This is a genomic window from Neobacillus vireti (assembly GCF_036962345.1).
GTDB lineage: Bacteria > Bacillota > Bacilli > Bacillales > Cytobacillaceae > Neobacillus > Neobacillus vireti_A.
In genome coordinates, this window is sequence record NZ_JBALNB010000015.1 from 24,798 (window position 1) to 51,480 (window position 26,683).

At 37.3% G+C, this 26,683-nt stretch carries 27 protein-coding genes and 1 pseudogene; 24 read left to right on the forward strand and 4 right to left on the reverse strand.

Features of this window, described 5'->3' with window-relative positions; translation table 11 throughout:
- Positions 1–51 precede the first annotated feature (51 nt).
- The 6 genes from V7108_RS17950 to V7108_RS17975 all read left to right on the forward strand — a co-directional run bounded on the left by V7108_RS17950 (position 52) and on the right by V7108_RS17975 (position 6,418).
- On the forward strand, positions 52–948 hold the full coding sequence (locus tag V7108_RS17950) for an alpha/beta fold hydrolase (protein WP_335568985.1): 897 nt from the start codon (positions 52–54) through the stop codon (positions 946–948).
- 24 nt (positions 949–972) lie between these two features.
- Positions 973–2,142, forward strand: coding sequence for an acyl-CoA dehydrogenase family protein (locus tag V7108_RS17955; protein WP_335509004.1), 1,170 nt, complete (start codon positions 973–975; stop codon positions 2,140–2,142).
- A 75-nt stretch (positions 2,143–2,217) separates the two neighbouring features.
- Positions 2,218–3,195, forward strand: coding sequence for a VOC family protein (locus V7108_RS17960; protein WP_335509002.1), 978 nt, complete (start codon positions 2,218–2,220; stop codon positions 3,193–3,195).
- Between the two features lie 105 nt (positions 3,196–3,300).
- Positions 3,301–4,353 carry an AbrB family transcriptional regulator gene (locus V7108_RS17965; RefSeq protein ID WP_335569123.1) on the forward strand — a complete coding sequence of 351 codons (1,053 nt, stop codon included), beginning with the start codon at positions 3,301–3,303 and terminating at the stop codon, positions 4,351–4,353.
- A gap of 1,079 nt (positions 4,354–5,432) precedes the next feature.
- Positions 5,433–6,146, forward strand: coding sequence for a pirin family protein (locus V7108_RS17970; protein ID WP_335568986.1), 714 nt, complete (start codon positions 5,433–5,435; stop codon positions 6,144–6,146).
- Entirely contained in the window at positions 6,146–6,418 is a 273-nt protein-coding gene (locus V7108_RS17975; protein ID WP_335568987.1) for a hypothetical protein, read from the forward strand. The genes V7108_RS17970 and V7108_RS17975 overlap by 1 nt, the downstream gene beginning before the upstream one ends.
- A 96-nt stretch (positions 6,419–6,514) precedes the next feature.
- On the opposite strand, the gene V7108_RS17980 is transcribed toward V7108_RS17975, so the two are convergent.
- Positions 6,515–8,707, reverse strand: a complete 2,193-nt coding sequence (locus V7108_RS17980) for a glycoside hydrolase family 3 protein (RefSeq protein ID WP_335568988.1) — start codon at positions 8,705–8,707, stop codon at positions 6,515–6,517.
- A 536-nt stretch (positions 8,708–9,243) separates the two neighbouring features.
- Between V7108_RS17980 and V7108_RS17985 the strand changes: the two genes are divergently transcribed.
- The 7 genes and pseudogenes from V7108_RS17985 to V7108_RS18015 all read left to right on the forward strand — a co-directional run bounded on the left by V7108_RS17985 (position 9,244) and on the right by V7108_RS18015 (position 14,371).
- Positions 9,244–9,876 carry an FMN-dependent NADH-azoreductase gene (locus tag V7108_RS17985; protein ID WP_335508992.1) on the forward strand — a complete coding sequence of 211 codons (633 nt, stop codon included), beginning with the start codon at positions 9,244–9,246 and terminating at the stop codon, positions 9,874–9,876.
- Between the two features lie 100 nt (positions 9,877–9,976).
- Positions 9,977–10,204 (forward strand): Gfo/Idh/MocA family protein, encoded by a 228-nt coding sequence (locus tag V7108_RS17990; RefSeq protein WP_335568989.1) that lies wholly within the window; start codon positions 9,977–9,979, stop codon positions 10,202–10,204.
- A gap of 25 nt (positions 10,205–10,229) precedes the next feature.
- Positions 10,230–10,718 carry a hypothetical protein gene (locus tag V7108_RS17995; RefSeq protein ID WP_335568990.1) on the forward strand — a complete coding sequence of 163 codons (489 nt, stop codon included), beginning with the start codon at positions 10,230–10,232 and terminating at the stop codon, positions 10,716–10,718.
- A gap of 127 nt (positions 10,719–10,845) precedes the next feature.
- Positions 10,846–12,171: a glycosyl hydrolase family 18 protein gene (locus tag V7108_RS18000; protein ID WP_335568991.1), complete on the forward strand. Its 1,326-nt coding sequence runs from the start codon at positions 10,846–10,848 to the stop codon at positions 12,169–12,171.
- A gap of 76 nt (positions 12,172–12,247) precedes the next feature.
- On the forward strand, positions 12,248–12,571 hold the full coding sequence (locus V7108_RS18005; protein ID WP_335568992.1) for a 2Fe-2S iron-sulfur cluster-binding protein: 324 nt from the start codon (positions 12,248–12,250) through the stop codon (positions 12,569–12,571).
- A gap of 361 nt (positions 12,572–12,932) precedes the next feature.
- Positions 12,933–13,562, forward strand: a pseudogene (locus V7108_RS18010) (SDR family NAD(P)-dependent oxidoreductase).
- Positions 13,563–13,717: 155 nt separating this feature from the next.
- The gene (locus tag V7108_RS18015) at positions 13,718–14,371 is read left to right on the forward strand and encodes a carboxymuconolactone decarboxylase family protein (protein WP_335568993.1); all 654 of its coding nucleotides are present in this window, start codon (positions 13,718–13,720) and stop codon (positions 14,369–14,371) included.
- Positions 14,372–14,429: 58 nt separating this feature from the next.
- Here V7108_RS18015 and V7108_RS18020 read toward each other — a convergent pair whose 3' ends face one another.
- Entirely contained in the window at positions 14,430–14,741 is a 312-nt protein-coding gene (locus V7108_RS18020) for a winged helix-turn-helix transcriptional regulator (protein ID WP_335568994.1), read from the reverse strand.
- Positions 14,742–15,135: 394 nt separating this feature from the next.
- Here V7108_RS18020 and glpX point away from each other — a divergent pair, with 394 nt between their 5' ends.
- The 8 genes from glpX (at position 15,136) to V7108_RS18060 (ending at position 21,812) form a co-directional block, all read left to right on the forward strand.
- Positions 15,136–16,083 (forward strand): class II fructose-bisphosphatase, encoded by a 948-nt coding sequence (gene glpX / locus V7108_RS18025; protein WP_335568995.1) that lies wholly within the window; start codon positions 15,136–15,138, stop codon positions 16,081–16,083.
- A 36-nt stretch (positions 16,084–16,119) separates the two neighbouring features.
- Positions 16,120–17,538: an MFS transporter gene (locus V7108_RS18030; RefSeq protein ID WP_335568996.1), complete on the forward strand. Its 1,419-nt coding sequence runs from the start codon at positions 16,120–16,122 to the stop codon at positions 17,536–17,538.
- Positions 17,539–17,666: 128 nt separating this feature from the next.
- Positions 17,667–18,188 (forward strand): YbaK/EbsC family protein, encoded by a 522-nt coding sequence (locus V7108_RS18035; RefSeq protein ID WP_335568997.1) that lies wholly within the window; start codon positions 17,667–17,669, stop codon positions 18,186–18,188.
- A 1-nt stretch (position 18,189) separates the two neighbouring features.
- Positions 18,190–18,999 (forward strand): inositol monophosphatase family protein, encoded by an 810-nt coding sequence (locus tag V7108_RS18040; protein ID WP_335568998.1) that lies wholly within the window; start codon positions 18,190–18,192, stop codon positions 18,997–18,999.
- A gap of 263 nt (positions 19,000–19,262) precedes the next feature.
- Positions 19,263–19,469, forward strand: coding sequence for a hypothetical protein (locus V7108_RS18045; protein ID WP_335568999.1), 207 nt, complete (start codon positions 19,263–19,265; stop codon positions 19,467–19,469).
- A gap of 127 nt (positions 19,470–19,596) precedes the next feature.
- Complete coding sequence (locus tag V7108_RS18050) at positions 19,597–20,130, forward strand: sigma-70 family RNA polymerase sigma factor (RefSeq protein WP_335509746.1); 534 nt, start codon at positions 19,597–19,599, stop codon at positions 20,128–20,130.
- Between the two features lie 2 nt (positions 20,131–20,132).
- A complete protein-coding gene (locus tag V7108_RS18055; protein ID WP_335509748.1) occupies positions 20,133–20,540 on the forward strand; it encodes a PadR family transcriptional regulator in 408 nt (135 codons plus the stop codon).
- Between the two features lie 6 nt (positions 20,541–20,546).
- On the forward strand, positions 20,547–21,812 hold the full coding sequence (locus tag V7108_RS18060) for an FtsW/RodA/SpoVE family cell cycle protein (RefSeq protein ID WP_335569000.1): 1,266 nt from the start codon (positions 20,547–20,549) through the stop codon (positions 21,810–21,812).
- 286 nt (positions 21,813–22,098) lie between these two features.
- Here the strand turns inward: V7108_RS18060 and V7108_RS18065 are convergent, their stop codons facing one another.
- Positions 22,099–22,959, reverse strand: coding sequence for an AraC family transcriptional regulator (locus tag V7108_RS18065; RefSeq protein WP_335509752.1), 861 nt, complete (start codon positions 22,957–22,959; stop codon positions 22,099–22,101).
- Positions 22,960–23,464: 505 nt separating this feature from the next.
- Here V7108_RS18065 and V7108_RS18070 point away from each other — a divergent pair.
- Positions 23,465–24,349 (forward strand): YIEGIA family protein, encoded by an 885-nt coding sequence (locus tag V7108_RS18070; RefSeq protein WP_335569001.1) that lies wholly within the window; start codon positions 23,465–23,467, stop codon positions 24,347–24,349.
- 27 nt (positions 24,350–24,376) lie between these two features.
- Positions 24,377–24,565: a capping complex subunit for YIEGIA gene (locus V7108_RS18075; RefSeq protein WP_335509756.1), complete on the forward strand. Its 189-nt coding sequence runs from the start codon at positions 24,377–24,379 to the stop codon at positions 24,563–24,565.
- 326 nt (positions 24,566–24,891) lie between these two features.
- Here V7108_RS18075 and guaC read toward each other — a convergent pair whose 3' ends face one another.
- Entirely contained in the window at positions 24,892–25,875 is a 984-nt protein-coding gene (guaC, locus tag V7108_RS18080; protein ID WP_335569002.1) for a GMP reductase, read from the reverse strand.
- 230 nt (positions 25,876–26,105) lie between these two features.
- Between guaC and V7108_RS18085 the strand changes: the two genes are divergently transcribed.
- Entirely contained in the window at positions 26,106–26,309 is a 204-nt protein-coding gene (locus V7108_RS18085; RefSeq protein WP_335509760.1) for a hypothetical protein, read from the forward strand.
- Positions 26,310–26,683: the final 374 nt, after the last annotated feature.

Consider the following 26,683-nt stretch of genomic DNA (forward strand, 5'->3'; position numbering starts at 1 on the left):
GTTATACTCAAAACAGAAATTAACAGCCAATCAGCACAAGGAGGAAAAAGGATGACAATTTTTGAAGGATTTCATAATAGTTACGTATTAGCAAATGGTGTACGTACACATTATTCCTGGGCAGGAACAGAAGGACCAGCTGTAATTTTATTACATGGTGCAGGACCTGGAGCCTGCGGCGCAGCGGGTTGGCGTTTTATGTTGCCTGTATTAGCTAAAGCTGGCTTCCGTGCATACGCAGTAGATCAACTATCAATGGGATTCACAGATGCACGTCCTCACGCGTGGCCGGTAAAAGGTCATCAAAGTTTAGTGGATCATGTACATGATTTTATTGAAGCATTATGCCTAGATGAAGTATCACTTGTCGGCAACTCACAAGGTGCTTACGTTGCAGCTAAATATGCAATTGACCATCCTGAGAAAGTAAATAAGGTTGTTTACATCGGCAGTAATACAATTTATCAAGCAATGCAAGAAGTACCAATAAGAAAGCTACGTTCATTCCTAGAAGTGATTGGTTACGATTATACAGAAGAATCATTACGTAAATTTATGTATCGCAATTCAAGTGAAGACACAGTCATTCCTGAAGAACTAATTCAACTGCGTCATCAAGCAGCCACTCGCCCTGGCATAAAAGAATCAAATCAAGCGTTCGATGCTTACTTAGCCAGAATGAATGAAGAACCAAAGCTTTGGGATCGTTACTGCATTAAAGATGCTTTACCAAAATTAAAAATTCCTGGCATATTCATTTGGGGTAATCAAGATACTGTCGCACCAGTGGAGACAGGTTATAAGCTTGAGAAATTATTACCGAACATTAAATTCGAATATATCGAAAACTGTGGTCACCAAGCACAAACTGACCAGCCAGAAGTCGTGAACAAACTTGTCATCGATTTTTTAGCAGTTGAAAAAGACCAAGCAGCTACAGTACAATAAACTATTTTTGAAAGGAATGATCAGATGTTAACAGTAGTTGAAAATAAAGCTACTTATGAAGAAATTATGCAAAAAGCAAAGCGTATCGGTGAAGCTGCAGAGTTAGAAGCAATCGAAGCCGATTTAAACTCGACCATTTCTTCACGCCTCGCGGACATAATCCGCGAGGAGGAAATTCATCGTTTAATTTTACCGAAAGAGTTCGGCTATCCTCAACTTAATTGGCGCACATTCGTTGATATGGTAAGCACAGTTGGTTACCACAACTTATCTGCTTCGTGGTTAACATACTTCTTCTCCGTGCACAACTCTTGGGTATGCTACTATCCGAAGCACATTCGCGATGAAGTCATTAACCAAGGCGGCTTCGTAGCTGATGTATTTGCACCAATCGGCAAAGTAGAACCAGCTGAAAATGGCTATATTGTTTCAGGTAAGTACAATTTTGTAAGCGGAATCAACTACTCCGATTGGGTTGGCGTTGGAGCAATGATGAAATTCGAAGACAACGACAAGCCTGAGCGTGTAGGTATTTTATTAAAAGTTTCTGACTTAGAAGTTGTGAAAACTTGGGATTCATTGGGTCTTCGTGGATCAGGCAGTAATACATTAATTGTCGATAATGTTTTCGTTAAGCCTGAGGCAATATTACGCTTTAACAAAATTATCGAAAAGAGCCAGCCACCGTATGAAGATTTCGATCAAGACTACTTATACTACAACACACCATTCTACCCTGGCTTTTATGTAGGGTTCGCAGCCATGGCCGTTGGCGGTGCAGAGCGTGTACTTGACGAATTCGAAAAGCATACAGCAGGCCGCGTACGCTTCTCCGGTATAAACGAAAAAGATTCTCCAACGAGCCAACGTGTGCTTTCGGAGTTAAAGCTTGAAATGCTCTCGGCTAAAAGTCTATTAAATGAATACATCGCAATGATGGAAAAGGATAAAGGCGGCCCATACGAAGGGGCAAAATATAAAGCGATCCGTGCAATGATCATCGATAAGTGTACACAAATCGGCGTAAAATCACTACTTACTTTAGGTGGACACGCATTATTAAAAGGTCACCCAGTAGAGCTATTCACTCGTGACTTAATGGCAATCGCAGTACACATTACTTCTTTATATGAAGACGGCATTTTAGGTTACGGCAGGCATTTATTCGGCGTTAATACAAACATTCAAGGGTAATAGAAGCATTCGAAAATGATTCGTTTTTCTTATATTCTTTTATAAAAAAACAATTAAACTATGAGGTGAATATAATTGGAAAAATTTCTTTACGCACCGGAAATTGCAAAATTAGGACACGTAGCTTTAGTGTCAGAAGATCTTGAAAAATCTTTATGGTTCTTCCGCGACACAATCGGCTTAGAAGAAACAGAGGTTATAGATGGCGTACACTACTTACGAGCGTGGGGGGACTTCGAACACCATACATTGTCCATTACAGCTGGTGAAACTTCTTACATCGATCACATCGGCTGGCGTACTAAACGCCGCGAGGACGTAGCAACGTTTGCAAAATTATTAGAAGAAGCTGGAACAGAAGTCCGCTGGATAGAAGCTGGTGAAGAAGTAGCGCAAGGTGAAGCAATCCACTTCGACTTACCAAGTGGCCACCGCTTCGAACTTTACTACGATATGGAAAAAACACCTGCTGATGCAACTCGTAAATCAGTACTTAAAAACCAAACTTATAAATCGTGGGCGAAAGGTGTATCTCCACGCCGTATCGACCATGTAAACTTACAAACTTCTCACGACAATGCTGAGATTGTGAAATATTTACAAGAAGCATTAGGGTTTAAGTTGCGCGAATATTTTGTAAATCCAGACGATGTACAAGTAGCAAGTTGGTTATCAGTAACAAACTTAGTACATGATGTAGCAATTATGTCTACTTCACGTTCAAAACAGCCAAACGAAATGCACCATATCGCTTACTGGTTAGACAACGCACAAGACTTACTGCGTGCTGCTGATATTTTATGCGAAGCTGATGTACAATTCGTAGGTCCTGGTAAACACGGTATTTCTCAAGCGATGTACATTTACGTAAAAGATCCAGGAAGTGGCTTACGTCTTGAAATCTTCACAAACGGCTACTTAATCTTCGAGCCGGACTGGGAACCAGTGAAATGGACTTATGAAGAATATTTGAAAAATGGTTCTGCATACTGGGGTGATCGTCGCCGCGATGACGTAGATCGTGAAGCACAAGTAAAAGAATTAGTGAAATAATATAACTAAACCACCAGTATTCATGATAATGAACGCTGGTGGTTTCTTAAGTAATAAATATAGATAGGAATATTTTTATAGGAAGGGGTGTTACGGTTGAAGGCGATGTTAAAGGTGTTAATCTTATCTTTAATTGGCGGTTATATTTTTAGCCTGCTGCACATCCCTATTCCATGGATGCTTGGCCCAATTGTTGTCGTCATGTTAGCCCAATTTTTTTATAAAGGACCGCTCAATTGGTCCGGCCAAATGCGTGATATAGGTGTCGTCATGGTTGGTACCGTAATAGGTGTACAATTTAACACCGATTTATTCGGCATGATGGGCTCAATTTTGTTTTATATGATAACGTTAAACGTTATTTTAATCGGCGGTTCAATCGGCATTGCCTGCTTAACGAGCCGATGGGCAAAAATTCCGATGAAAGCAGCAGTACTAGGCGCTATTCCAGGCGGTTTAGGTCAAATCGTCGTATTTGCAGAAGAAGAAAAAATTAAAGAAATTGGCGTTATTTCTTATTTTCAAGTAATTCGGTTATTGCTAGTCGTTGTATTTGTACCATTTATTGTCTCTGGTCAAGTAATGAGCAAGCCGCCAACTGATGCGAAGCTAACGATTAGTTTAGTATTATTAATTGCACTTGCATGGGTTTGCTCATATTTAACGAAACGCATCCATTTGCCAGTCGCATTTTTCATCACGCCAATTATTTTGTTAATTACGTTGCAACTCGCAACACCCATCGCAATGCCACAAGTACCTGGTATCGTCATGGACGTTGCACAGCTGCTCATCGGCGCCCATATCGGCTTAATGCTCAAGCCGCATATGATTAAGCTTCCAGTACGTGTACTTGCAGGCGGCATTTTCAGCGCATTCGCACTGATTGCACTAACATTCGGCTCAAGCTTCTTAATGTCATTTACATTGGACACAACATTCGCGACAAGTTTCCTAAGCACAGCCCCAGGCGGCTTAGATCAAATGGTATTATTAGCAGATGCAGTTAATGCAGAGGTCTCACTTGTTTCGATGTTCCAAACGTTCCGGCTGCTGTTCATCTTTATAATAATTATGCCTTTGATGAAAGTGTTTTACCGTTGGCGAGGAAAAAAAAAGATTGTCTACAACCAAGAAAGAAGTGTAGTAAAGTATTAATATGTAAGGGAAATTCGAAAAGTTTTTATTAGAATCAAGAATTATGACCAAGGCGCTCTAATGATTGAATTTAAATCAGTGGGGCGTTTTTTTTTGATATTAATTAGGATGAAAGTTAATCATAAATAATAGAAGGAACTCGTCAAAAGTTTAATATTTTGGGCTTGAAGCTTAACCAGTTTAAAGAGGGTCCGCACTTATTGGGTGGGGAATCAGGTTAAGCACAAGCTCTGTGATAAATAGACGGAGAAATTCCGCCTATTGACTCGAAATTTAATAAAAATGGAGATTTTGCTTTCCATAACCGGAAAACCTCCGCTTATATATCCCTGAAACGAGCCCCATTCTGCAGTTAACCGAAAAAACTCCGCTTATTTATTTTACATTGCTGGTGGACAGGACATCTTATGTAAAAGAAAAGCACCCAAAACGGAACCACTTATTAATCAGTTTGGAGCAGCTTTTTTTGACATTGAAATTTACTTCGAATACAATTATCTTGAATTAAAAATAGATGAAGGAACAGTCCAATTCTTAAAATCCATTCGTCCATGCGTTTGTGGATAAAATATCAGGCATAATGCTAAGTAAGATGGAGTTGGATTATATAGCAGAAGAAATCCTGTTATATGTTCCAACTTTTTGTTTTTTGAGGACAAATCGCAAGAGTATCCAAAAAGATTTGTCTTTAATCGAGGGTCTTGAGGACAAATCGCAAGAGTATCCAGAAAGATTTGTCTTTAATCGAGGGTCTTTAGGACAAATCGCAAGAGTGCCCAAAAAGATTTGTCTTTAATCGAGTGTCTTAAGGACAAATCGCAAGAGTGTCCGAGAAGATTTGTCCTTAATCGAGTGTCTTAAGGACAAATCGCAAGAGTATCCAAAAAGATTTGTCTTTAATCGAGTGTCTTAAGGACAAATCGCAGAGTGTCCGAGAAGATTTGTCTTTAATCGAGTGTCTTAAGGACAAATCGCAAGAGTATCCAGAAAGATTTGTCCTTAATCGAGGGTTTAAAGGACAAATGCATGAGTGTCCAGAAAGATTTATGAATAAAAAAATTAGATAGGAGTGTTAAAAATTGATTCAACTTTATCCTGCAGTGACAAGATACACAGTAAAAAATGAATGGCTGGAGAGTAATCTAAGTTTTTCTTTTGGTGAGTATTATGATACTTCCAATATACGATTTGGTCCACTGCGTGTTTTTAACGACGACACAGTTCAAGCTGGACGCGGCTTTGGTATTCATCCACATCGAGAGGCGGAGATTGTTTCTATCGCATTGAAGGGACAGCTCAAACATGAAGACAACTTGGGTAACTCGGGAATTATCAGCTATGGAAATATTCAGCGTATAAGTGCTGGAACAGGAGTACTCCATTCAGAATTTAATGCTTCTAATGAGGAAGAGGTACGATTTTTACAGCTATGGTTTACACCAAATGAAAAAAAGTTAACACCGTCCTATGAAGATATTTCCTATGATGTTGAACAATTAGAAAATAACTTATTACCTGTCATCTCCCATACTGCCTCCGAAGGTGTGGCCGGAATCCATCAAGATTTAACCCTTTATTTATCGAAGTTAGATGGAAAGAAGACCTTAAACTTTCAGCAGGAAACGGGCAGGAGGATTTATGTCTTTACGATAGAGGGGGAGATTTCAATTAATGGAGACACTGTTTTAAAGTCCCAGGATGCTGCTCGGATCACAGACATTCACGAAATTACGATCCAGGGAAATGAAGATAGTTTCTTTTTATTAATTGATTTACCAGGGGGTGACTTCTAATGTTGATGATTCGTCATTCTATTGGCAGCCGATTGTTGTGTCAGACGAATGTATACTATGTTGAAAAAAAGGATGACCGATGGCAGATTTCACTTCCTATTGATGAGGAAACCGCTTCAAATGTGTTGGAATTTAGGGATGAGTTAAATATATTTGATGCAAAGGAGAACGAAAAGACTTGGTATTATTCGTCTGATGCACAAGTAAAATTTCAACCTAATGAAAATAAATTGGTAATCCTTGCAGATCATAAAACTGTTTACCCGGTATAGTGATTAACTCTATTAAATTGAATGAAAATAAAAAAGTCTGATGGGAAATCATTCCACCAGACTTTTTTATTTGGATCAAACTATTTAGCATTTTTATTATTTTGAGGATTTCTCGGCATGAGCAGGTTTTCCAGTTTCGCCAGCATGCTCAGGTTTTCCTACTGCTTTTCCTTGATTGTAGGAAAGTCCAAAACCAAACCAATACTCCTGTCCAGCTTTGTTTTTGTACACATAAGATGGGTCTTCTTCATATCCAGGAATGTCCCCATTTTCATTCGCTACTGCCTCTTCGTCCGCAGGGATTGTAAATGGAAGTTTTCCAGTTGGATTAAATTTACCACGGATCACATCAACTAATGCTTCAGCTTTTACTCCAAATGTACTGATTACTGCTGCTGCATTTGGTTCAATTTCATCAATTAACCATGGGTTTGTCATGTTAATCGCAGTAATTGTTGGAACTGTTTTTTGAATTTCTACAATGCGATCTACATTTGCAATTCCTGTTTCAGGCCCTAATTTAATGGAAGGATTTGCTGTTGTATTGTTTGGATGTACCCAAACTAATGCATGTGTTGCTTCCTCTAAATTATCGACAACCTGAATCGACTTGTCATAGTTTGCAATTGTTTTTCTTAAAGCTTCTGAACTGCCTGCTGCATTATTTCTTGTGAATACTTCCACATAAAGCTTAATCTTTTTGATTTGGCCATTATTTAATGGAAGTAGTTTTTTATCATTACGTAAAAGAACGACTGATTTACGGTGTGCTTCATCTGCAAGTTTCTGAGATTCAGGATTAGACGCAACTTGAACTGCATTTTCAGGATCCACATAAGGATCTTCAAACAATCCTAATTTCATCATTTCTGTTAGTAAGAATTCAACTGAATCATCCACAAACTCGATTAATTCAGGTTCAGCAGCGATTGCCTGAATAATATATTGTGGATCTGCTTCACCAGAGAAAATATTCACTCCAGCTTTTAATGCATAGGCAACTCTTTGGGCACGTGTTAAATCTTCAACACCCCAAGGCATTGCAGTTGTAATACCTGTATCCGTGTTCACATAGCCTTTGAAACCGAGCTGGTCACGTAATAGATCGCCAATAATCGCTTTATTATAAGCAAAACCAACTTCTTCGAACGGTTCATCAGTGCCTAATTGACCTGGTGCACTATGTTCATTGCTTGGATACGCATAGTAAGGCATGATTGATGTCGTGCCTGCTTCAATCGCAGCTTTGAACGGAGGGATATGGTACTTAAGTAAGCTTCCCTCTGTTGGATATGGATTAAAGTTCCCATCTAAGTAATGTGGGTCCTTCCCATCATCACGTGCTCCGCCGCCTGGGAAATGCTTCGTTGTTAAAGAAACACTACTTGAAGTTAATTGATCTCCTTGGAATCCTTTCACAATTGCATAAATCATATCTGCCGCAAGTTCAGGGGACTCACCAAATGTTCCATTTGTCCTACCCCAGATTGGGTCTGTAATGATATCAGCCATATACATATAACCCTTTTGGATTCCAGAAGCTCTCCATTCTTTTGCAGCAATTTGACCGAATTTCTTAACCAACTCAGCATCTCTTGTAGCTGCTAGGCCAAGTTCACCAGGCCATACAGAAAATACTCCACTTGCTTCCGCAAACCCAAATGCCAGGTTATTATTGATATGGTTTCGTGGATTAGACGTCATCACGACTGGGATTCCTAATCTTGAGCCTTCTGCTTTTTCCTGCAGTTCGTTTGTCCATTGTGCTAATACATCAGCCTTTGGATTATCACGAATGATGAAATAGCGCAAGTTTCGCTCAAGGATCCCTGTTGTCGCTGCAGATGCATCTAACACTGGCTCATCAAAATAATAATTCGGGTCACCAGGCTGGGCCCACATATTTGTATCGCTCCATGTATCTGTCTCACAAAGGAGTGTACCTTCTTCTGGAGGGCATTTAGCTGTTCCAAAGCCGCCACCCTGCATAAACTGTGAGGAAATGAGCATTAAACCAGCTTTTTCTTCAATGGTCATTTGTTCTAATAAATCTTGTACTCTTACTTCTACTGGTAATCTCCAGTCTTCATATTTATCTAATTGTTTATTCGCATTTAAATCTTTGAATTTTTTACCATCTACCTCTAAAATTCTCTTTGCTCTCGCCTCTACATTCTTTACGATTACATCCTCGTTTGCACTCGCTTGCGGAATAACGAGTGGTACGAATAACAACGCTGATAATAACATAATCGTAACCCTTTTCCATTTGGACGATTTCGCCATCATAACTATCCCCTTCTATAAATGATCATTTAAAAAGCAAAATAATAGTTTTCGACACCTATCCTCCTTTTCAATTGAAGTGCTGCCAAAAAACTAGGAGATAACGCTTTCATAAAATGATTGTATAATTCATAATGTTCTGCCTATTAGGGAATTTTTTCAGGTTTTTTTGTGTTTTTTTTACTTTTCATAAAAATAGGAAAAAGGTCTATAGTCCATTCTGTTTATAATATTGTGGAAGCTCTAACCTCTTATAGACCTATTATCCTATTTGAACTGTTTAAAGATATTGATTTTTTACTCATTTGAATTTCTGATCTCATGCAGATCCTAAAACAGTATATCCGATATAGTAATTAACACGACTAAGTGAATAAAAACAAAAAGGTCTGATGGGAATTATTTATATATCAAAATTTATGGAAAGTACTAAAACAGGAAATATCTACTATGGACAGGAATACTAGAATCATATATTATTAATTCGAGATAATTAATTTCAAAATAATAAACTTCAAGATAAAAGGAGAATAATATAAATGAATATATTAGTAGTGAAAGCAAACAATCGTCCAGCTTCTGAGGCTGTATCAAGTAAAATGTATGAAACTTTTATGGAGAACGTAGAGGGTGCAAATGTAACAACTTTTGATGTTTTCGCTGAAGATATGCCTTACTTTGGCCAAGATTTATTCAATGCTTTCGGTAAATTGGAGTCAGGCGAAGAAATGACTGATCTAGAAAAACGTCTTCTAGCTGCAAAACAAAAAGCAATGGATGCTCTTACAGCAGCAGACTTAGTTGTATTCGCATTCCCATTATGGAACTTAACCATCCCAGCACCATTACAAACGTTTATTGATTATGTATACCAAGCTGGTTTTACATTCAAATACGATGAAAATGGTCAAGCAGTACAATTAATGACACACAAAAAAGCAATCATCCTAAGTGCTCGCGGCGGCGTTTACTCAACACCAGAAGCAGCACCAATGGAAATGTCTGCAAATTATATTAAAAACGTAGTTGGGGCTGTATTCGGTATGGAAATCGTAGACGAAGTCATTATCGAAGGTCATGCTGCAATGCCAGCTCAAGCTGAAGCGATTATTGCTGAAGGACTAGAAAAAGTAAAAGAAGTTGCAAAAAAATTATCACCAGTAGCTGTATAATAGTAATGTAAACAATGGCGCTTGGATCTATCCAGGCGCCTTTTTTTGTGTGTTGAATTTTGGGAAAATAGAGGAAATGCAATAATACAGAAATTAATAATTGAGAAATTTTCAGGGAAGAATAATTGACAGGTTATTATTTCAGTACTTTATGGGAGAGGTAGAAAGTGCATACGCACATACAGCCATTTTAGCTCATGAAGGAATTGGAGTAGAGGATGTGGCTGAAGCTACGGTGAAATTTAAAGACGGCAGGTTAGGAACCATCGTTGGAACGACAGCTGGCTACATAGATGGTGATGAAAAAGAAAGTATTAGAATAGCATAATTAAAATAAACGTGAGGTAATCAAAGTGAACTTGTTAGAAGCCAAAGTTATCCAAACGAAGTTAGAAAAAGAAATATTTATAGATCAAAGCTCAAACATTGAAATAAAGATATTACAATTTCTTGAAAAGGACTTACCCTATTATGAGTTTATGATTGGGTTAGGGTTTCTTCGTATAAGGGAAAATGAGTATTTTGGAACAGAAACAAAGTATTTTGGTATTCGCTTTACAAATCACATGGAATCTTTAATCGCTTTTGAACCTGATAAACATAGTATTTTTGCCACAAAGAACGAACAGGAAAAAAGTGCAGTTACGGAATTAATTATGTATGTATTAACTAAATCCTCCTTTTTTAAAGAAGTGGTATCAACTATGTTTAATAATCTTCAACATGAAAATGTAGTTTGTGAAAAGGAAGAGAATGAAATTGACGCAAAACAGGTACAGTTAGAAAAATTGTTAAATGTACAAATTGAAAATGTTAAATTTCATATTGATATGAAAGATTAAGTATTGGACCCTTAAAGATTTTTAAGGGTTTTTGTTTTGATCTTAATTGGGCTTGGATTAATTTTCCTATTCATATTATAGGATCGCAAACAAATACTATTTATATGAAATGAAAAGGAGAGTCAGTATGGTTAAACCTATCTCAATGTTTTTGATATTTTTAATTTTATCTTTCAATTATTCCAATGCTGCATTTGCTCAAGTCATTCATAAAACCAGATTGGGAGACACCTTAAATAAAATTGCCTCCCAATATAATAAGAAAATCAATACAATAGCAAACTTAAATGGTTTACAAAAAAACCATCATCTTGTATTGGGACAAGCTCTCTTGATTCCAGGTTCTTATTACATAGTTCAACAAGGCGATAGTTTGTTCGAAATTGCCAACCGTCACGCTATTAATACAAAATCTTTGATGAATTATAACAATCTAAAAACATCATTTATTATCCCTGGGCAGAAATTATCTCTTCCTCCTTCTTCAAAAAAGAATATTTGGACTGGAACTTACTTTATTCCAAAAGATAAAGATACAAATACTTGGATGATTGAAAAATATAAACGAACCCTTTCAGGGCTATTTGTATTTGATTATCGGCCAAACGAAAAAGGACAGCTTATTAGAGTCAAAGAGAATGAAGCTCATAAAATTGCATGGAGAAGGGATTTATATCCTTATGCCACCCTAACAAACGTGAGCAGTAAAGGGTTTGACCCAGATCTAGTTCACAAGGTAATTAGTGATCCTGCATTAAGAAAAACCTTTATAAGTAATATTTATTCATTGTTGGATAGTCAAGATTATCAAGGGGTAGTTATAGATTTTGAGATGGTAAGACCTGAAGACAGAGAAAATCTAAATCAGTTTATAAAACAATTAGCTGCAAAACTTCATCGGTTTAAAATGCATGTTTTAATAGCCTTGCCTCCAATGACAGGTGATAAAATACCACAATATTATAGTGGGTATGATTATCGAACACTTGGAAAGTATGCAGATAAATTATTTTTAATGACCTATAACTGGCATTGGCCAGGTGGTCCTTCTGGTCCCATCGCACCGATTAGTGAAATTCGCCCGGTGTTAAATTACGCAATTTCTGTTGTGCCAAAGTCCAAACTTATGCTGGGCATACCACAGTATGCCTATGATTGGACAATCAACGGTGAAAATCGCAAAGGGGCTGCCTATTCTACACAGAATGCCATTAATCAGTACATTAAGCATGAAAGTGAAGTTTTCTATGATGAAAAGGCTTCATCACCATGGTTTAGGTATGTAGATGAAAATCAAAAATTACATGAAGTATGGTTTGAAGATCCTAGAAGCCTTCTAGCTAAGTTCAGGCTTGTTAAAGAATATGGATTAGGAGGGATGGGGTGTTGGCATTTAGGTACCTCGATGCCACAAACAGAAGAAATGTTACTCAGTGAATTTAATGTTGAATAGGAAATAGCTGAAAAAATCTCATCGGATCATTCATCTTTAAGAAAGAATTCAAACCTATTTTAAGGGGAGGATAGATATGCCCAAAATCACCGTTATTGGATATAGAACTTTTGAAGTGGAAAAAGGAAGAAAGCTGGTACTAGCATTAGAAGACAACGGTGTAAATATTCTCCACCAATGTGGAGGGAAAGCAAAATGTACAACTTGTAGAGTAGAAATAATGAGTGGTGAAGTTTGTGCCGAAACAACTATCGAAAAAAACGCTTTTAGTAAGAAGGGAATATTTGAGGATAATTTACGACTATCTTGTCAAGTTCGAGTAGATGGAGATGTAGAAATTATCCCAATTATGACAGTGGAAAATTCAGGACTAGAACCAGGGCCAAGACCAGAGGAATGAAATTATACTAAGAATAGAAAAAGTAAAAGAAGCAGCAAGAAATTATGGGCACTTTGTTAAGTAACTCTATTGTTTTTTTAAAATATAGCTTGGTGATCGATAACCGACAATTTTCATACAATCTGAATGGTATGGAATACTTTAACAAATACTGATGGTTGAAGATGTTTTTTCTGCATCTAGTGAATTTTTTAAATAAATATATACCGTAAGAGGAGGATTCAAATGAATTTCCCAGTTTTAGAAGGAAAAGTAGCAATTGTTACCGGTGCGGCAATGGGGGTGGGTGAAGCAACAGCGAAGTTATTCGCAGAAGCAAAAGCTTATCATAGCAGATTTTAATGAAGAAAAAGGACGAGCAGTGACAGATGCTATAAATTCAAGTGGAGGAGAAGCTGCCTTTGTAAAAGTAGATATTTCAAAATCTGAAGAAGTGCAAAAAATGGTTAGGTTTGCAGTCGATACATTTGGGAAATTAGATGTAGCAGTAAATAACGCTGCTTTAACACCAGATGACAAACCAGCACCTGAATTTGATGAAGCGTACTGGAATCGCTTAATGTCAGTTGATTTAACTGGTACTGCACTTTGTATGAAATATGAATTACAACAAATGCAAAAACAAGGAAATGGTGGCTCTATTATTAACATTTCATCTGTTAGTGTATTCCGTCCACAGCCACATAATATTGCCTATGTTGCGGCAAAGCATAGTGTAGTTGGCATGACAAAAGTGGCTGCATTGGAAAATGGTCCACTTAACATTCGTGTTAACTCGGTTGCCCCAGGTGCAATAGATACACCAATGCTTCGTGGTGCATTAGAGCAATTCGGTTTGAAAGAAGAAGAATATGCTCCTCAGCTAAGTTTATTAAATCGTTTTGGGCAGCCAGGAGAAATAGCATAGGCTAGTCTTTGGTTAGCATCTGACGCATCCTCTTTTGTGACAGGCACAACAATTCATGCAGACGCAGGTTATACTTCTCGCTAATAGGTGCAAAAAAACGAAGAGATTGCTTCTTCGTTTTTTATTGGATATAAGTGATGGTGTAATAAAGCAAACATAAAAATTTGCGTTTTGCAATAGAAAAAGGAACCTGTTAGTATCTTGCTACTTATCTTTATTAGAAAGAAAGGATGTCTATAATGACAAACCATTTATATGATAAAGGAAATTTAAAAAATCTTAGTAAACTTAAAGACTTAGCACCAGAACAGCTGCAAGCCTTTTCCGAATTTAATACCGCGGTAATGACAGAAGGTGCACTTAGTAAAAAGGAAAAAGAAATCATAGCGGTTGCAATTGCCCATGTAACGGAATGCCCTTATTGTATTGATTCACATACACGTCGTGCAAAAGCAGAAGGTGCTTCTCTAGAAGAATTAGTGGAAGCAGTCTTTGTCGTAGCTGGTGTAGAAGCTGGTGGAGTTGTAACACATAGTACACATATACATAATGCGATGGACCCAGAAGCTGATGATAGTCTTTATCGACGATCTAATCTTAAAAAACTTGTAAAATTAAATAAATTTGCTCCTGAAGGCTTTAGGAGGTACTCCGCGTTTAGTAGAACAGCGTTGAAGGACGGAAAATTGGGTGGGAAGTTTAAAGAGATTATTGCTGTGGCAGTCGCTCATGCTACTCAATGTCCATATTGTATTGATGTCCATACGAAAAATGCAGTAAAGCTTGGAAGTACTAATGAAGAGCTTGGTGAAGCAGTAATGGTTACGTCCGCATTACTTGCAGGAGGAGCTTATGCTCATCTAGCAAATTTGATCCAAAGCTATGGTGAATAACGATAAGGTATTAACATACAGTGAAAAACCTCTCTGGAAATTAGAGAGGTCATTTAATTTATAACCATTTTTCTGCCCATTCTTCTAAAGTTTTGAGCGATCGTCCGAGTTCTGTTCCTTTTTTTGTTAATGAATATTCTGTTCGTACCGGACGGTCTGCAATGACATTTCTTAATACAATTCCATTTTCCTCGAGCTCTTTCATCCGTTCATTTAGTACTCTTTTACTTAAGTCTGGAATAAAGGTATGGATTTCACTAAATCTTTTTGGCTCCTCCATTAATGTATGAATAATGAGACCTATCCACTTCTTTCCCATAATATGATAGCATTCTTCAACTTTATTGCATAACTTATGTTCTGTCTCCATCTTTTTACACCCCCCCTAATTGTATCTTGGTTATTTTTAATAACTGTATATTAATAATAACAAAATCAGTTGTTAAAATAAAGTATTTACTGGAATAAAGTTACCAAATAAATAGACTACGCCCTTATTTGTTCACGAATTTGACACATATTAATTGACAGCTAAATTTAAAAAAGTTATTATGGTTACATTAAGTTACCAAGTAATAAATAGATAAAAGGTTATCATGTTTAAGCGATAAAATTAGATTGTCGGGGGTGACACATTAGGGAAGGTAGGCATTATTTTTTTTATCTAATATCTCGAATTCGAGATTACTTAATTCGAGAATAATAAATATGGAATAAATTTAGTAAGAGAAAATTATTTTTAACAATAAATGGAGGTAGTAAGAATGGATAGAAATTTATCAATGGAACTTGTTCGAGTAACGGAGGCTGCAGCACTGGCTGCCGGACGGTGGTTGGGCAGAGGTAAGAAGGAAGAAGCAGATGCAGCAGCGACACAAGCTATGAGGGAAATGTTTAATTCAATTCATATAAAAGGGACGGTTGTTATAGGGGAAGGTGAAATGGATGAAGCACCGATGTTGTATATTGGAGAACAATTAGGTACATGTGATGGGACAGAAGTTGATATTGCTGTAGATCCTTTGGAGGGAACCAATATTGTTGCTGCAGGTTCTTGGAATGCTCTTGCTGTCATTGCCGTTGCAGAGCGAGGAAATTTATTACATGCTCCAGATATGTATATGGAGAAGATTGCTGTGGGTCCAGAATCAGCAGGGAAAATTGATATTAATGCACCTGTGATGGAAAATTTAAAGGCGGTTGCAGCAGCTAAAAATAAAAAAATCGAAGATCTTGTTGTGGCTATATTGGATCGAGAAAGACATGAAAAAATGATTGAGGAAATCCGAAATTCGGGAGCAAGAATTAAACTGATGCAAGATGGTGATATTGCTGCTGCAATCAATACAGCATTTGATAATACAGGTGTTGATATCATGCTTGGCTCTGGTGGTGCTCCTGAAGGTGTAATTGCAGCAGCTGCACTCAAGAGCTTGGGTGGAGACTTTCAAGGCAAGCTGATTCAACAAACGGAAGAAGAAAAAATTCGGTTAACTAAAATGGGCATTACCGATTTTAATAAAGTTTTGTTAATGGGTGATATCGTAAAAGGCGATGATGCCTATTTTGCTGCAACAGGTGTAACCAATGGGGAGCTTTTAAGAGGTGTGCAATATAAAGGGAAAGTTGGAACAACACACTCCGTTGTTATGCGTGCAAAAACAGGGACAGTTCGTTTTATCGAAGGGCAACATAGTTTGGAGCAAAAATGATAATCTTTTTTGGGATTAAAGAAATGAGGGATTTAAATGAGTCAAAGTGCAAGTCAAAAAAGGATAGATGCTGAAACAGTCTCTTCAAGTGACAAGGTTAGACCATTTGGATTTAGAGATAAAATTGGCTATATGTTTGGGGATTTTGGGAATGATTTCTTCTTTATTTTAGTAAGCTCCTTCTTAATGGTTTATTATACCGATGTTTATGGGATTAGTGCAGCTTTTGTTGGGGTTCTCTTTTTAGTAGCACGGTTGTGGGATGCCATTGCAGATGTCACCTGGGGGAGGTTTATTGACACTAGAAAACCTAGTAAACATGGTAAATTTAAACCTTGGATTTTTAGAATGTCATTTCCTCTGGTTATTTCTGGAGTATTAATGTTCGTACATATCCCTGGAATGTCTAACGGGTTTTATGAAGCATATGCTTTTGTCACTTACATTCTATGGGGAACGTTATATAGTACGGTTAATATTCCATACGGTTCAATGGCCTCAGTCATAACCAATGATCCAATTGAGCGAACATCTTTATCAACATACAGAACGATGGGTGCGATGTTGGCAAGTTTAATAATTAATGCAGTTGGACCTTTACTTATTTTTGTGGACAATCAGGCAAGTGCAGATGGGTTTTTAATGGCAGCTGTAATTTTTGGTATTCTATCTTACGCGTGTTACCTTGCCTGTTATAAATTAACGACTGAACGGATTGTGCTGGATGAAAATGAGTCAAAAGCTAAGCTAGGTCAAACAATTAAAGGACTATTTAAAAACAAGCCATTAATTTCAATCCTTGGAGCATCACTAATATTCATGATGAGTACGATGCTGATTGGTGCAGTTAACGTCTATTTGTTTAAAGATTACTTCAGTAATACAGCCGCATTAAGTATTGTAGGGATCATTCAATCTGTAGCTGTATTTATTGCCATTCCCTTAGTAAAACCGTTGGTGAACAAATTCGGCAAAAAGGAAACAACTTCAATAGGTATGTTACTTGCAGCAGCTGTATATATTCTCTTATTTTTCCTGCCGAATATATCTACAACTCAATACATTGCCTTATCAGCTATTGGAATGTTTGGATATGCCTTCTTTAATACGATGATATGGGCATTTGTTACAGACGTCATTGATTACCATGAATTTTTAACTGGACTAAGAGAAGATGGGACTGTATATTCATTCTACTCCTTTGCCCGCAAAGTTGGTCAAGCCATTGCTGGTGGAATTGGCGGGTTTGCGATTACAGCCATTGGTTATAATTCGGCTCGTGAAGTACAAACAGAGGGTACCTTGGAAGGAATCTATGCATTGGCTACCATCGTGCCTGGTATTATCTATCTATTGATTTTTTTAATATTAGTCTTTCTATATCCATTAACGAAGCAACGGATGAAACAACTTACCATTGATTTAACCGAACAAAGGAAGAATAAAAAAAGATAAAGATTTCAATAGGGTATTCATATTGGTATTCAGGAATTAGTAGGTATGATTGGGTAGTGAGCATCTTTTCGCTTTTCCTAATATGTGTTATTATTTTCCATAACATATATTAGGAAAGGATGGACAGGATGTCAATCGAAAGTGTAAAAGCTCATTTCAGGCAATGGGACAGAGAACAAGATGTGAGGGAATTTGACACATCGAGTGCAACAGTGGATTTAGCAGCCGAAACAATTGGAGTTATTCCAGCCCGCATTGCAAAAACATTATCCTTTAGAGGTGAAGGGGAAAAAGCCCTTTTGATTGTCGCGGCGGGAGATGCGAAAATTGATAACAAGAAATTTCGTCATACCTTTGGGTTCAAGGCCAGAATGCTGACTCCAGAAGAGGTGCTGGAGCAGACCGGCCATGCAATCGGTGGAGTTTGCCCATTCGGGTTAAAAAATGAACTAGATGTTTACTTAGATGTTTCCATGAAAAGATTTGATACTCTTTTCCCAGCCTGTGGCAGTACCAATTCTGCAATTGAACTAACGAATGTAGAGATTTATCGCTATTCATATGCAAAAGAATGGGTGGATGTTTGCAAAGGTTGGGAAGAGTCTGAGCAAGAAGAGAAAGTAAAAAAGAGTATTATTTACGAGGTATAACATGATAGAAGAAAAACGTGAAGTCATCTATCGACAAGCTAAAAGATGGATTTTAGAGGCAGGAGAATTAATCCGCAAGAAAATAAATGATCCACTGATTGTAGAGACAAAATCAAATCCGAAGGACCTCGTTACAGAAATTGATAGAGAGACAGAATATTTTCTAGCAAAAAATATCAAGAGTACGTTCCCAGATCATTTTTTATTTAGTGAAGAAGGCTATGGCGATGATTTAAAAACATTAGACGGCGTGGTCTGGATTGTGGATCCAATTGATGGCACGATGAATTTTGTAAAGCAAAAAAGAAATTTTGCCATCTCGATTGGGATTTTTTATAACGGGATTGGCGAAATCGGTTTGGTTTATGATTGTATGGGTGGTAATCTTTACACAGCTATGAGGAGGAAAGGCGCCTATAAAAATGATGAAAGATTACCTGAATTAGCCCCAAATCTTACGCTTGAAGAATCGATTCTCGATTTTAATCATTATTTGTTATGTGAAAATGATGTAATCGATGAAACTGTTATGCAGCGGTTAGTGGAAAAAATCCGCGGAGCAAGATCGTATTGTTGTGCCGCTTTAGCACTTGCTTACGTTGCAGAAGGAATTGTCGATGGTTATTTGACCAAGAAACTTGCCCCATGGGATATAGCGGGAGGAATGATTATCGCCAATGAAGTGGGTGCTGTTACAACCAAATTGGATGGGAATCCCGTCAATCTGTTGATGAATCAAGCTACTTTAACATGCCATCCTGCTATCCAGAAAGAAATCATTCATGATTATTTGAGAAAAGGGAAGAAGTAAATAGGAGATTTGCGATGGGATATTAAAAAAACTCGGATTTGGGGCTTTGACAAGCGGACCCAAATGGCGAGTTTTTTTGATAAATGAAGTTTTCCAACTTTATAGGTTACGAATGCAAAAGAAAACTAGGAACAAATCTATGAACCCTTAATAAGCAGCCAGTCTCACTTTTCTGTTATATTAAACAAGACCGCTACTTTAATAGCTAAAGTTTGAATATTATAGTGATGTAATTTTGAATAAGGAAATTAGGGGTGGACCAATTGAAAGACTTTCTTTTAGGAATAATTAGTATTTCATTAACAGTTCTTATCTACGAAGGGGTAACGACACGTATGGGTTTTAATTATGAGTTGTTTAGTGATGAATTTAATTTTTTATCATTATTGATTGATATAGGTATTTACGCTGCAATTTTTATGCCCATTTATATAGTTACAAAAAAAGTGATATTTAGAAAAGTTAATTAATCTTAGTCAAAAGAAGCTTTAGGATAAGGTTAACTTATTCTTGGTTTCTTTTTTTTTTGAGAAAAATAAAGAACTTAAAAACTTCCTGCCCTGTTACATCGTCAAAGTATAGGAAGGAGTGAAGGTAGTGGAAGAATTGATTATAGATGGGCTTTTAACAGAAGATAAAGAACTCCTAATGGATGGAATCATGAATCAATATGGACAGGAGATCCTACAGCTGACCTATTCCTATGTTAATAATAGAGCAATTGCAGAGGATTTAACGCAGGACATCTTTGTTAAATGTTATAAAAGCCTCCATACATATAGCGGTAAATCTAAATTGAGAACATGGCTGTGGCGGATTGCCATCAATCATTGCAAAGATTTCCACAGAAGCTGGTACAACAAGAATGTGGTCATAACGGGTGAAGAGATTCCTAGTAACGGTACCAAGAGAGAACTAATCGAGCAGACTGTGATTCAAAAGGAAGAAGATGATGAATTATTAGCCGCAGTAATGAATCTCCCGATTAAATATCGGGAAGTGATTTACCTCTTTTATTATGAAGAGCTTCCCCTTAAGGAAATCGCACTGGTCATTGATGCAGGGGTGAATACCGTTAAAACCAGACTAAGACGGGCCAAAGAACTTCTAAAAGAAGAATTGGAGGAATAGGTGTGGAAGATCGCTTAAAGAATTTAAAGAAAGTCATGGATAAAAGAACATTTACAGACTTGAACTTTTCAGACAAGCACCAAAAGGCAATACGCAAAAAGATAAACCATTTGGAAGTGAGTGATGAGGAAATCCTGTTAGCACTTATGCAGCTTCTTGTTCAAGAAAAAACAGGGCATGAATTAACTTCACTTCTACGGGCAAGAGGAATACAAAAGTTCGAGAATAACGAAGGTTTTTTGTATACCCTGTTACATCGTCTAGAGCAGTCTGGGAGCATTGAAACCAACTGGGACGAGAATGGGGCTAAATATTATTGGTTAAAGGATAAAGGCAGGAAGTTATTAAACAAAGCTGAACAAAAGCGAACAAAACGCCGATTTGTATTTAAGGAATTGTTAGAGGGGTAAATGATCATGACCAATAATAAAAAACAAATATTCTTAAATGAGGTCACTGACCAAATACGATCAAAGGAAGCCAAAAATTATGTGGCGAACGAATTAAATTATCATTTAAGTGAAACAAAAAGGATGTGGGTGGAGAAGGGATTATCAGAGGGTGAGGCGGAAGAAAAGGCCGTTGAGCATATGGGCAGCCCGACAAAACTGGGAATCCAAATGAACAAGCTGCATCGTCCGAAGGTGGATTGGCCGCTATTAATTCTGTTAGCTGCAGCTCTAGGACTAAGTTTCTTGCCTATGATAACTTTGGGCTATTTGGATAGTCGTCACTTTTTAATTAATAAAATTCTCATTGTCGTTCTCGGAATCATTGCTACAGTGGGGGTAATGCTGATTGATTATAGAAAATGGAATAAGTATGGTTGGTTGTTTTATATAATGGGTATTTTCTTGTTGGTGATTATACGTCTTTTTTCAAACACGGTGATTAATGGGCTGCATCTTTTAAGTCTGGGACCTATTACAATTGAAGGTTTAATGGCTTTGCCCTTCTTCATTCCTGCATGGGCTTCGTTTTTCAATCATAACAAATTAAAGGTTTGGCAATTCTTTCTATTATTCGTGTTCCCGATTTTTCTATTTCTCTCATTACCGAGTTTTTCAACTATTTACATTTATTTTGTGATGGTATTTGCAATGCTTTGGTGGAGTAAATTCAGTAAAAAGATAAAATGGTTGGTAACAACAGGCACATTTGGCTTACTATTATTAACTGGCATAGTAGCTTGGCAATTTATTCAGCCTTATCAGATGGCAAGAATGCTAGCCTTTATAAATCCAGAAAAATATGCGGATGGCGCGGGATTCACCATTCTAAAGATTCAGGAACTTCTGTCAAAAGCGGGCTGGTTTGGAAGCACTTCATGGGGATTTATTCCTGAAGCCCATACTAATTTTGTCTTTGTAAGCTTTACTTATTATTATGGCTGGCTTTTAGCGATTGTACTAGTGTTAATCCTTTCGCTTTTTGCTGCTAGAATGATGGTAATCCTTCCAAAGGTCAAAGATTCATATGGGAGGCTTCTGCTGATTGGTGGAATGGCCCTTTATGGGGTGCAGTTCGTTAGCAATATTGGCATGGCTTTGGGAGTATTCCCATTAACATCGATGTCTTTGCCATTTTTGAGTTACGGGTTAATGCCCACTGTTCTAAATGCCGTAATAATAGGTGTTGTGTTAAGCGTTTATCGCCGTAAGGATTTGGTATTTTTACGTTAAAAGAGAAGAACCCCTGATACCGGACTGTTATCAGGGTTCTGCTTTTTTTATTATGGTGAAATTTGATAAAAAGTATATGGGGTTCTGCGAACCTTTTATAGTGACCGTGCTCCCCGCATTTATGTGCATTCGGTCGCTATAGAGGTCTTATAGTGACCGTGGATTTTATATTTTTAAGTTACGGTAACTATAGAGGTCTTATAGTGACCGTAGCTTCTGCATTTTTGAGGTTACGGTCACTATAAAGTTCTTTTACTGATTCTCGCTCTTTCTTTTATAAGTGCCTTTATTTAAGCGGAATCCAAATTTCAGAGTAATATTCAGGATTAGATGGATTGCCATTTGAATAGACCTCTAAGTCTGGTGTACCAGCATGCTCATAATGACTTGATGGAAACCATTCTGAGAATATTTGTTTCCAGGCATGATGCATAGCATCCGGCATAGCTCCGTGAACTTCGAAAACTCCCCACTTTGACGCAGGGATCTCCAGCTCCAAGAGACCTTTAGGTGTATCACCAGTATGATCTGTTGCAATCCAGTAATCCATAAATTGGGACTCTGAATCTCGTTTATCCACACATACGCCAAGGACTCCTTTGATTTGTCCATTATTCAACTGGAATAATAAATCATTGGTTCCATCTTGATGAACATCAGCCCACATTTTTGGTATCATAACTTGATTTTCTCCATTGACGCATGAAAACTCACGCTTTACGCCAACGACTTTAAAGCTTCCTTTTTCCACAATTTTGTAATTCATAGGTTCCGCTCCTTTCAAATTTACCTGAATGGTCAAGCGATTGTATGATGTTAACTTTCCGCTGTTACTTCGTGCTTGACTTGGTGTCAGACCGTGCTGCCTGCGAAATGCCTTTGTAAATGACTCTGGAGTGTCATAGCCATATTTAAGGGCGATATCAATCACCTTACTTGTTGTTGTAGATAGCTCTTGTGCTGCTAATGTTAGACGCCTGCGCCGAAGATATTCACCAACAGGTATATCCGTAAGGATGGAAAAGATACGTTGAAAGTGAAATTCCGACATATTCGCCTGTTTGGCAATTGTTTCAACGGAAAGTTGTTCTAGTAAATGTTCTTCTATATAGTCTAATGCTTTTTGTAAAGATTGAATCATCCCCATATCGCTCACCCCTAGTGTAAATAGTAACACCCATTCTTATTGCAATCCTGTCATTTTCTGCTTTGTTTAAACAGATTTCCTTCAATTTTATTTTTCGGTATCTTTCGCTAAAAGTCCATATTCGTTTGAAAAATAAAAGATGAGCAAGATTATTAACGGGATCCTTTCTCTATCACAAACATTTGAAAAAATGTACTTAAGCTAACTAGAAAAAATATTATCTGATATTCAGAGAAGGAAGATTTTTAAAAAAGCGAGTACCGTAAGCCATTAATTAAAGGCGAGAACATACTGACTAAATATTGAGTTATAAACTTCTATTGCTGACCAAAAAAGAAAAACAATCCTATAGAGCCAATTTACATATAGAATTTTGCTTGGTTAAGGTAAGTTTATATTAAAATCATAAATTTTTGCAAAACGGTAAAACATATATCCTGTCTCTATGTTTTTTAAAAACTTTCCATGGAGACAAAATAAGATGTAAGGGAAGGAAAGGAAAGGGATGGATAAATATATACTGCCAGTTATAGTTGGCACCTTGTTGGGTTTTGTGGCAAGAATCATATTGTTACGTACAGATTTCCGTCAATACCCTACATATCCGACAGGGAGAATTATACACCTTTCATTTGGATTTATCGCTGCATTTATTGGAGCTGTAGCTGTACCCTCTATTATGGAATCAGATTGGGCTGCCGTCACATTTTTGGGACTTGCCGCTACACAGTTTCGGGAAGTACGAAAAATGGAAAGAGAAACACTTGAAAAGATAGACTCCATGGAATTGGTAAAGCGTAGGGTAGGGTTTATTGAAGGGATGGCACAGGCATTTGAAGGTCGAAATTACGTAGTTATGTTTTCTGCTCTTATTGCCACATTGTTTTCTGTTTATAATATTTGGTTTGGAATCATAATCGGACTTATCCTTGTACTATTTGTAAGAACTAGGATAAAGGGGAAACTGTTAATGGAAATGGCCGATATTTCAGAGGGTGATATTCGGTTTGAGGGCCCAAATTTGTTGGTAAGTGATATTCATATTAAAAATGTTGGATTAGAGGAAAGCCGCAAGGTTATTATGGAACGAGCAGTTGGGGCTATTATTACCCCTGAAAATGAAAATAGCGTTGTAACATTATCTCATCTTGGGCAGAGACAGGCCATGTTGCACCATTTGGCAAATGTACTAGGTTCCTATCTTGATTCAGGAGAACCGGATTTGATTCCCCTTTCCAAGAGAAATATGGATGATGGAAGAGTTGCCTTGTTTTTCCTACCAAAAGAAAAAGATTTTAAACAAATTAAAGAAGTTTTAAAACATGTTCCTATCCTTGATAGCGCCATTCGTTTACCACGTCAATCTGATAAGGGAAAAGGAAGCAGTTAAAAGAAAAAAAGAAGAAGGAGCAACAACATGGGGCAACCAACGAAAATTCTTGCGGTTATTACAACAAAAAAGGAGAATATCATGCCTGGTGGTGCACCGGTTTTTATTACGGAGAATAGAGAGACACTGCAAAAGATGGGATTTTCCTTATCCAAAACCCTTAATGCATCTGCACATGAGGTGGATTTAGACACAATGATCATCGTAGCACATTAGTGTTTTATTCAAAAATGGAGCCTTAAGCTTTGAACTAGTTAGTTTAAGGCTTCTATATTTGTGTGTCCATGGATAAAATGGTTCCTATGCTAATGGGCATAATTATAATAGTTTCTAATTTTTGGTAGTGTTGGAGGAATGAAACATGGAACGGATCTCTGTTGGGTAGTCACATATATGAAAAACAGTCATCATGATGCAAATCAAACCAACCCACTTAAATTTCAATGTTGATAAGTGTAAAAATCAAACTTGTTTTAAATAAGGAAGAGAAAAGATGAGCAGGGTACCACTCAAATTCCCTCTCAATTCTTATTTAAGGTAGACTAATATATGTTATCCCCGTTAAAGATGGAACTTTTAACGACGACATAATCAACATAGCGAATGGCTTCCAACTTATTTCCCCCAGCATAGGAAATAGAGGATTGAAGATCTTGCTCCATTTCGGTCAGTGTGTCTTGTAAAGAGCCTTTATATTCAACAAACATTTTTTTACCCTCTACATTCCTCTTTTCACCCTTTTGAAACTCGGAGGCCGAACCAAAGTATTCTTTAAAGCACTTCCCATCCTGCTCATATGTTTCTCCTGGAGATTCTTCATGACCAGCAAATAAGGAACCAATCATAATCATCGATGCCCCAAACCGAATAGATTTGGCAATATCCCCATGTGTCCGGATACCTCCATCTGCGATTACTGGTTTACTAGCTGCCTTTACGCACCATCTTAGAGCCGCTAGTTGCCAGCCTCCCGTTCCAAATCCAGTCTTAATCTTTGTAATACATACCTTCCCCGGCCCGATACCCACTTTGGTTGCATCTGCCCCTGCATTCTCTAATTCTCTGACTGCTTCCGGGGTTCCAACGTTTCCTGCGATTACAAAACTATTAGGAAGGTATTGCTTAATATGTTTGATCATCTTTACTACTGCATCAGAATGTCCATGTGCGATATCGATCGTTATGTATTCTGGAGAAAGTTGTTCATCTGCTACCTGTTGGATAAATTTATACTCCTCCTCTTTCACTCCAACACTAATAGAAGCGTATAACCCGCGAGAATTCATATCTTTTATAAAAGAAATTCTCTTCTCTGGCTCGAAACGGTGCATAATATAAAAGTAATTATTTTCTGCTAAATAAATGGCGATCTTTTCGTCAATAATCGTCTGCATATTTGCAGGCACCACTGGGAGCTTAAATCTACGGCCGCCAAAGGATACCGATGTATCACATTCAGAACGGCTTTTTACAATACTTTTGGCCGGAACCAATTGAATATCTTCATAATCAAATACATTATCCATAATACTCCTCCTCAGGACACGACAGGTAGACTTAAATTGAATAAAAAACATAGTCTTTGCAACAATAGGTTTTGAGGTTTCAGGGGATCTTATACATCAGACAAGTTTAAATGTGTGTTGCTAATGCTAGTAGAGAAGCTGTATACTGCTATAAAATGAAAGGACTGGTTGCATACCGGAGGATGTCCGGTGAAATTAGGGTACCAATCGAATCCTAAGGAGATGCTTTTATGAAATTCGGAATCAGGAAGCCAAGCTTGAAGAAAAGAATTTCAGCTAGAACGAGTATCAAGAGACAGATTGTCCATCGTGCAGGATTGAAAATGCCTCGGGGTTATGGATGGCTGAGAAACCCCAAAAAGTATGTCTATAACAAGGTTTATAATCGTACAACGTTTGATATTTTTAAATTGATTAAAAAGCTATTCAAATAAGAGAGAAGAAAGGGTGAAAGGAATTAGTAGAAATCAACCACTATCTAATTATCCTTAAGAAGAACTTATTTGAAGTATTGGGAAGATGTACGACTATGAAGTCGCGTATGTGTGATAGGAACTGTTCGCATTATAAAATGAGTGTCCAACTTTAGTGGAGGACACTTGTTGTATTTTCAAAAAAATATAGGCGTGGAATATCATTATGAAACGATAAAAGTTGAGTAGCAACACAGGCACTGAGATTGTCGACTAATTAATATTTCTGTTAGTAATGATACTTATCTGAAATATTTGTTAAATGCAGCCACTCATCAAAATGTTGTCAAGTCTTGAAATGGTAATAATTTTTGGTAGATTTTCCATTAATTATT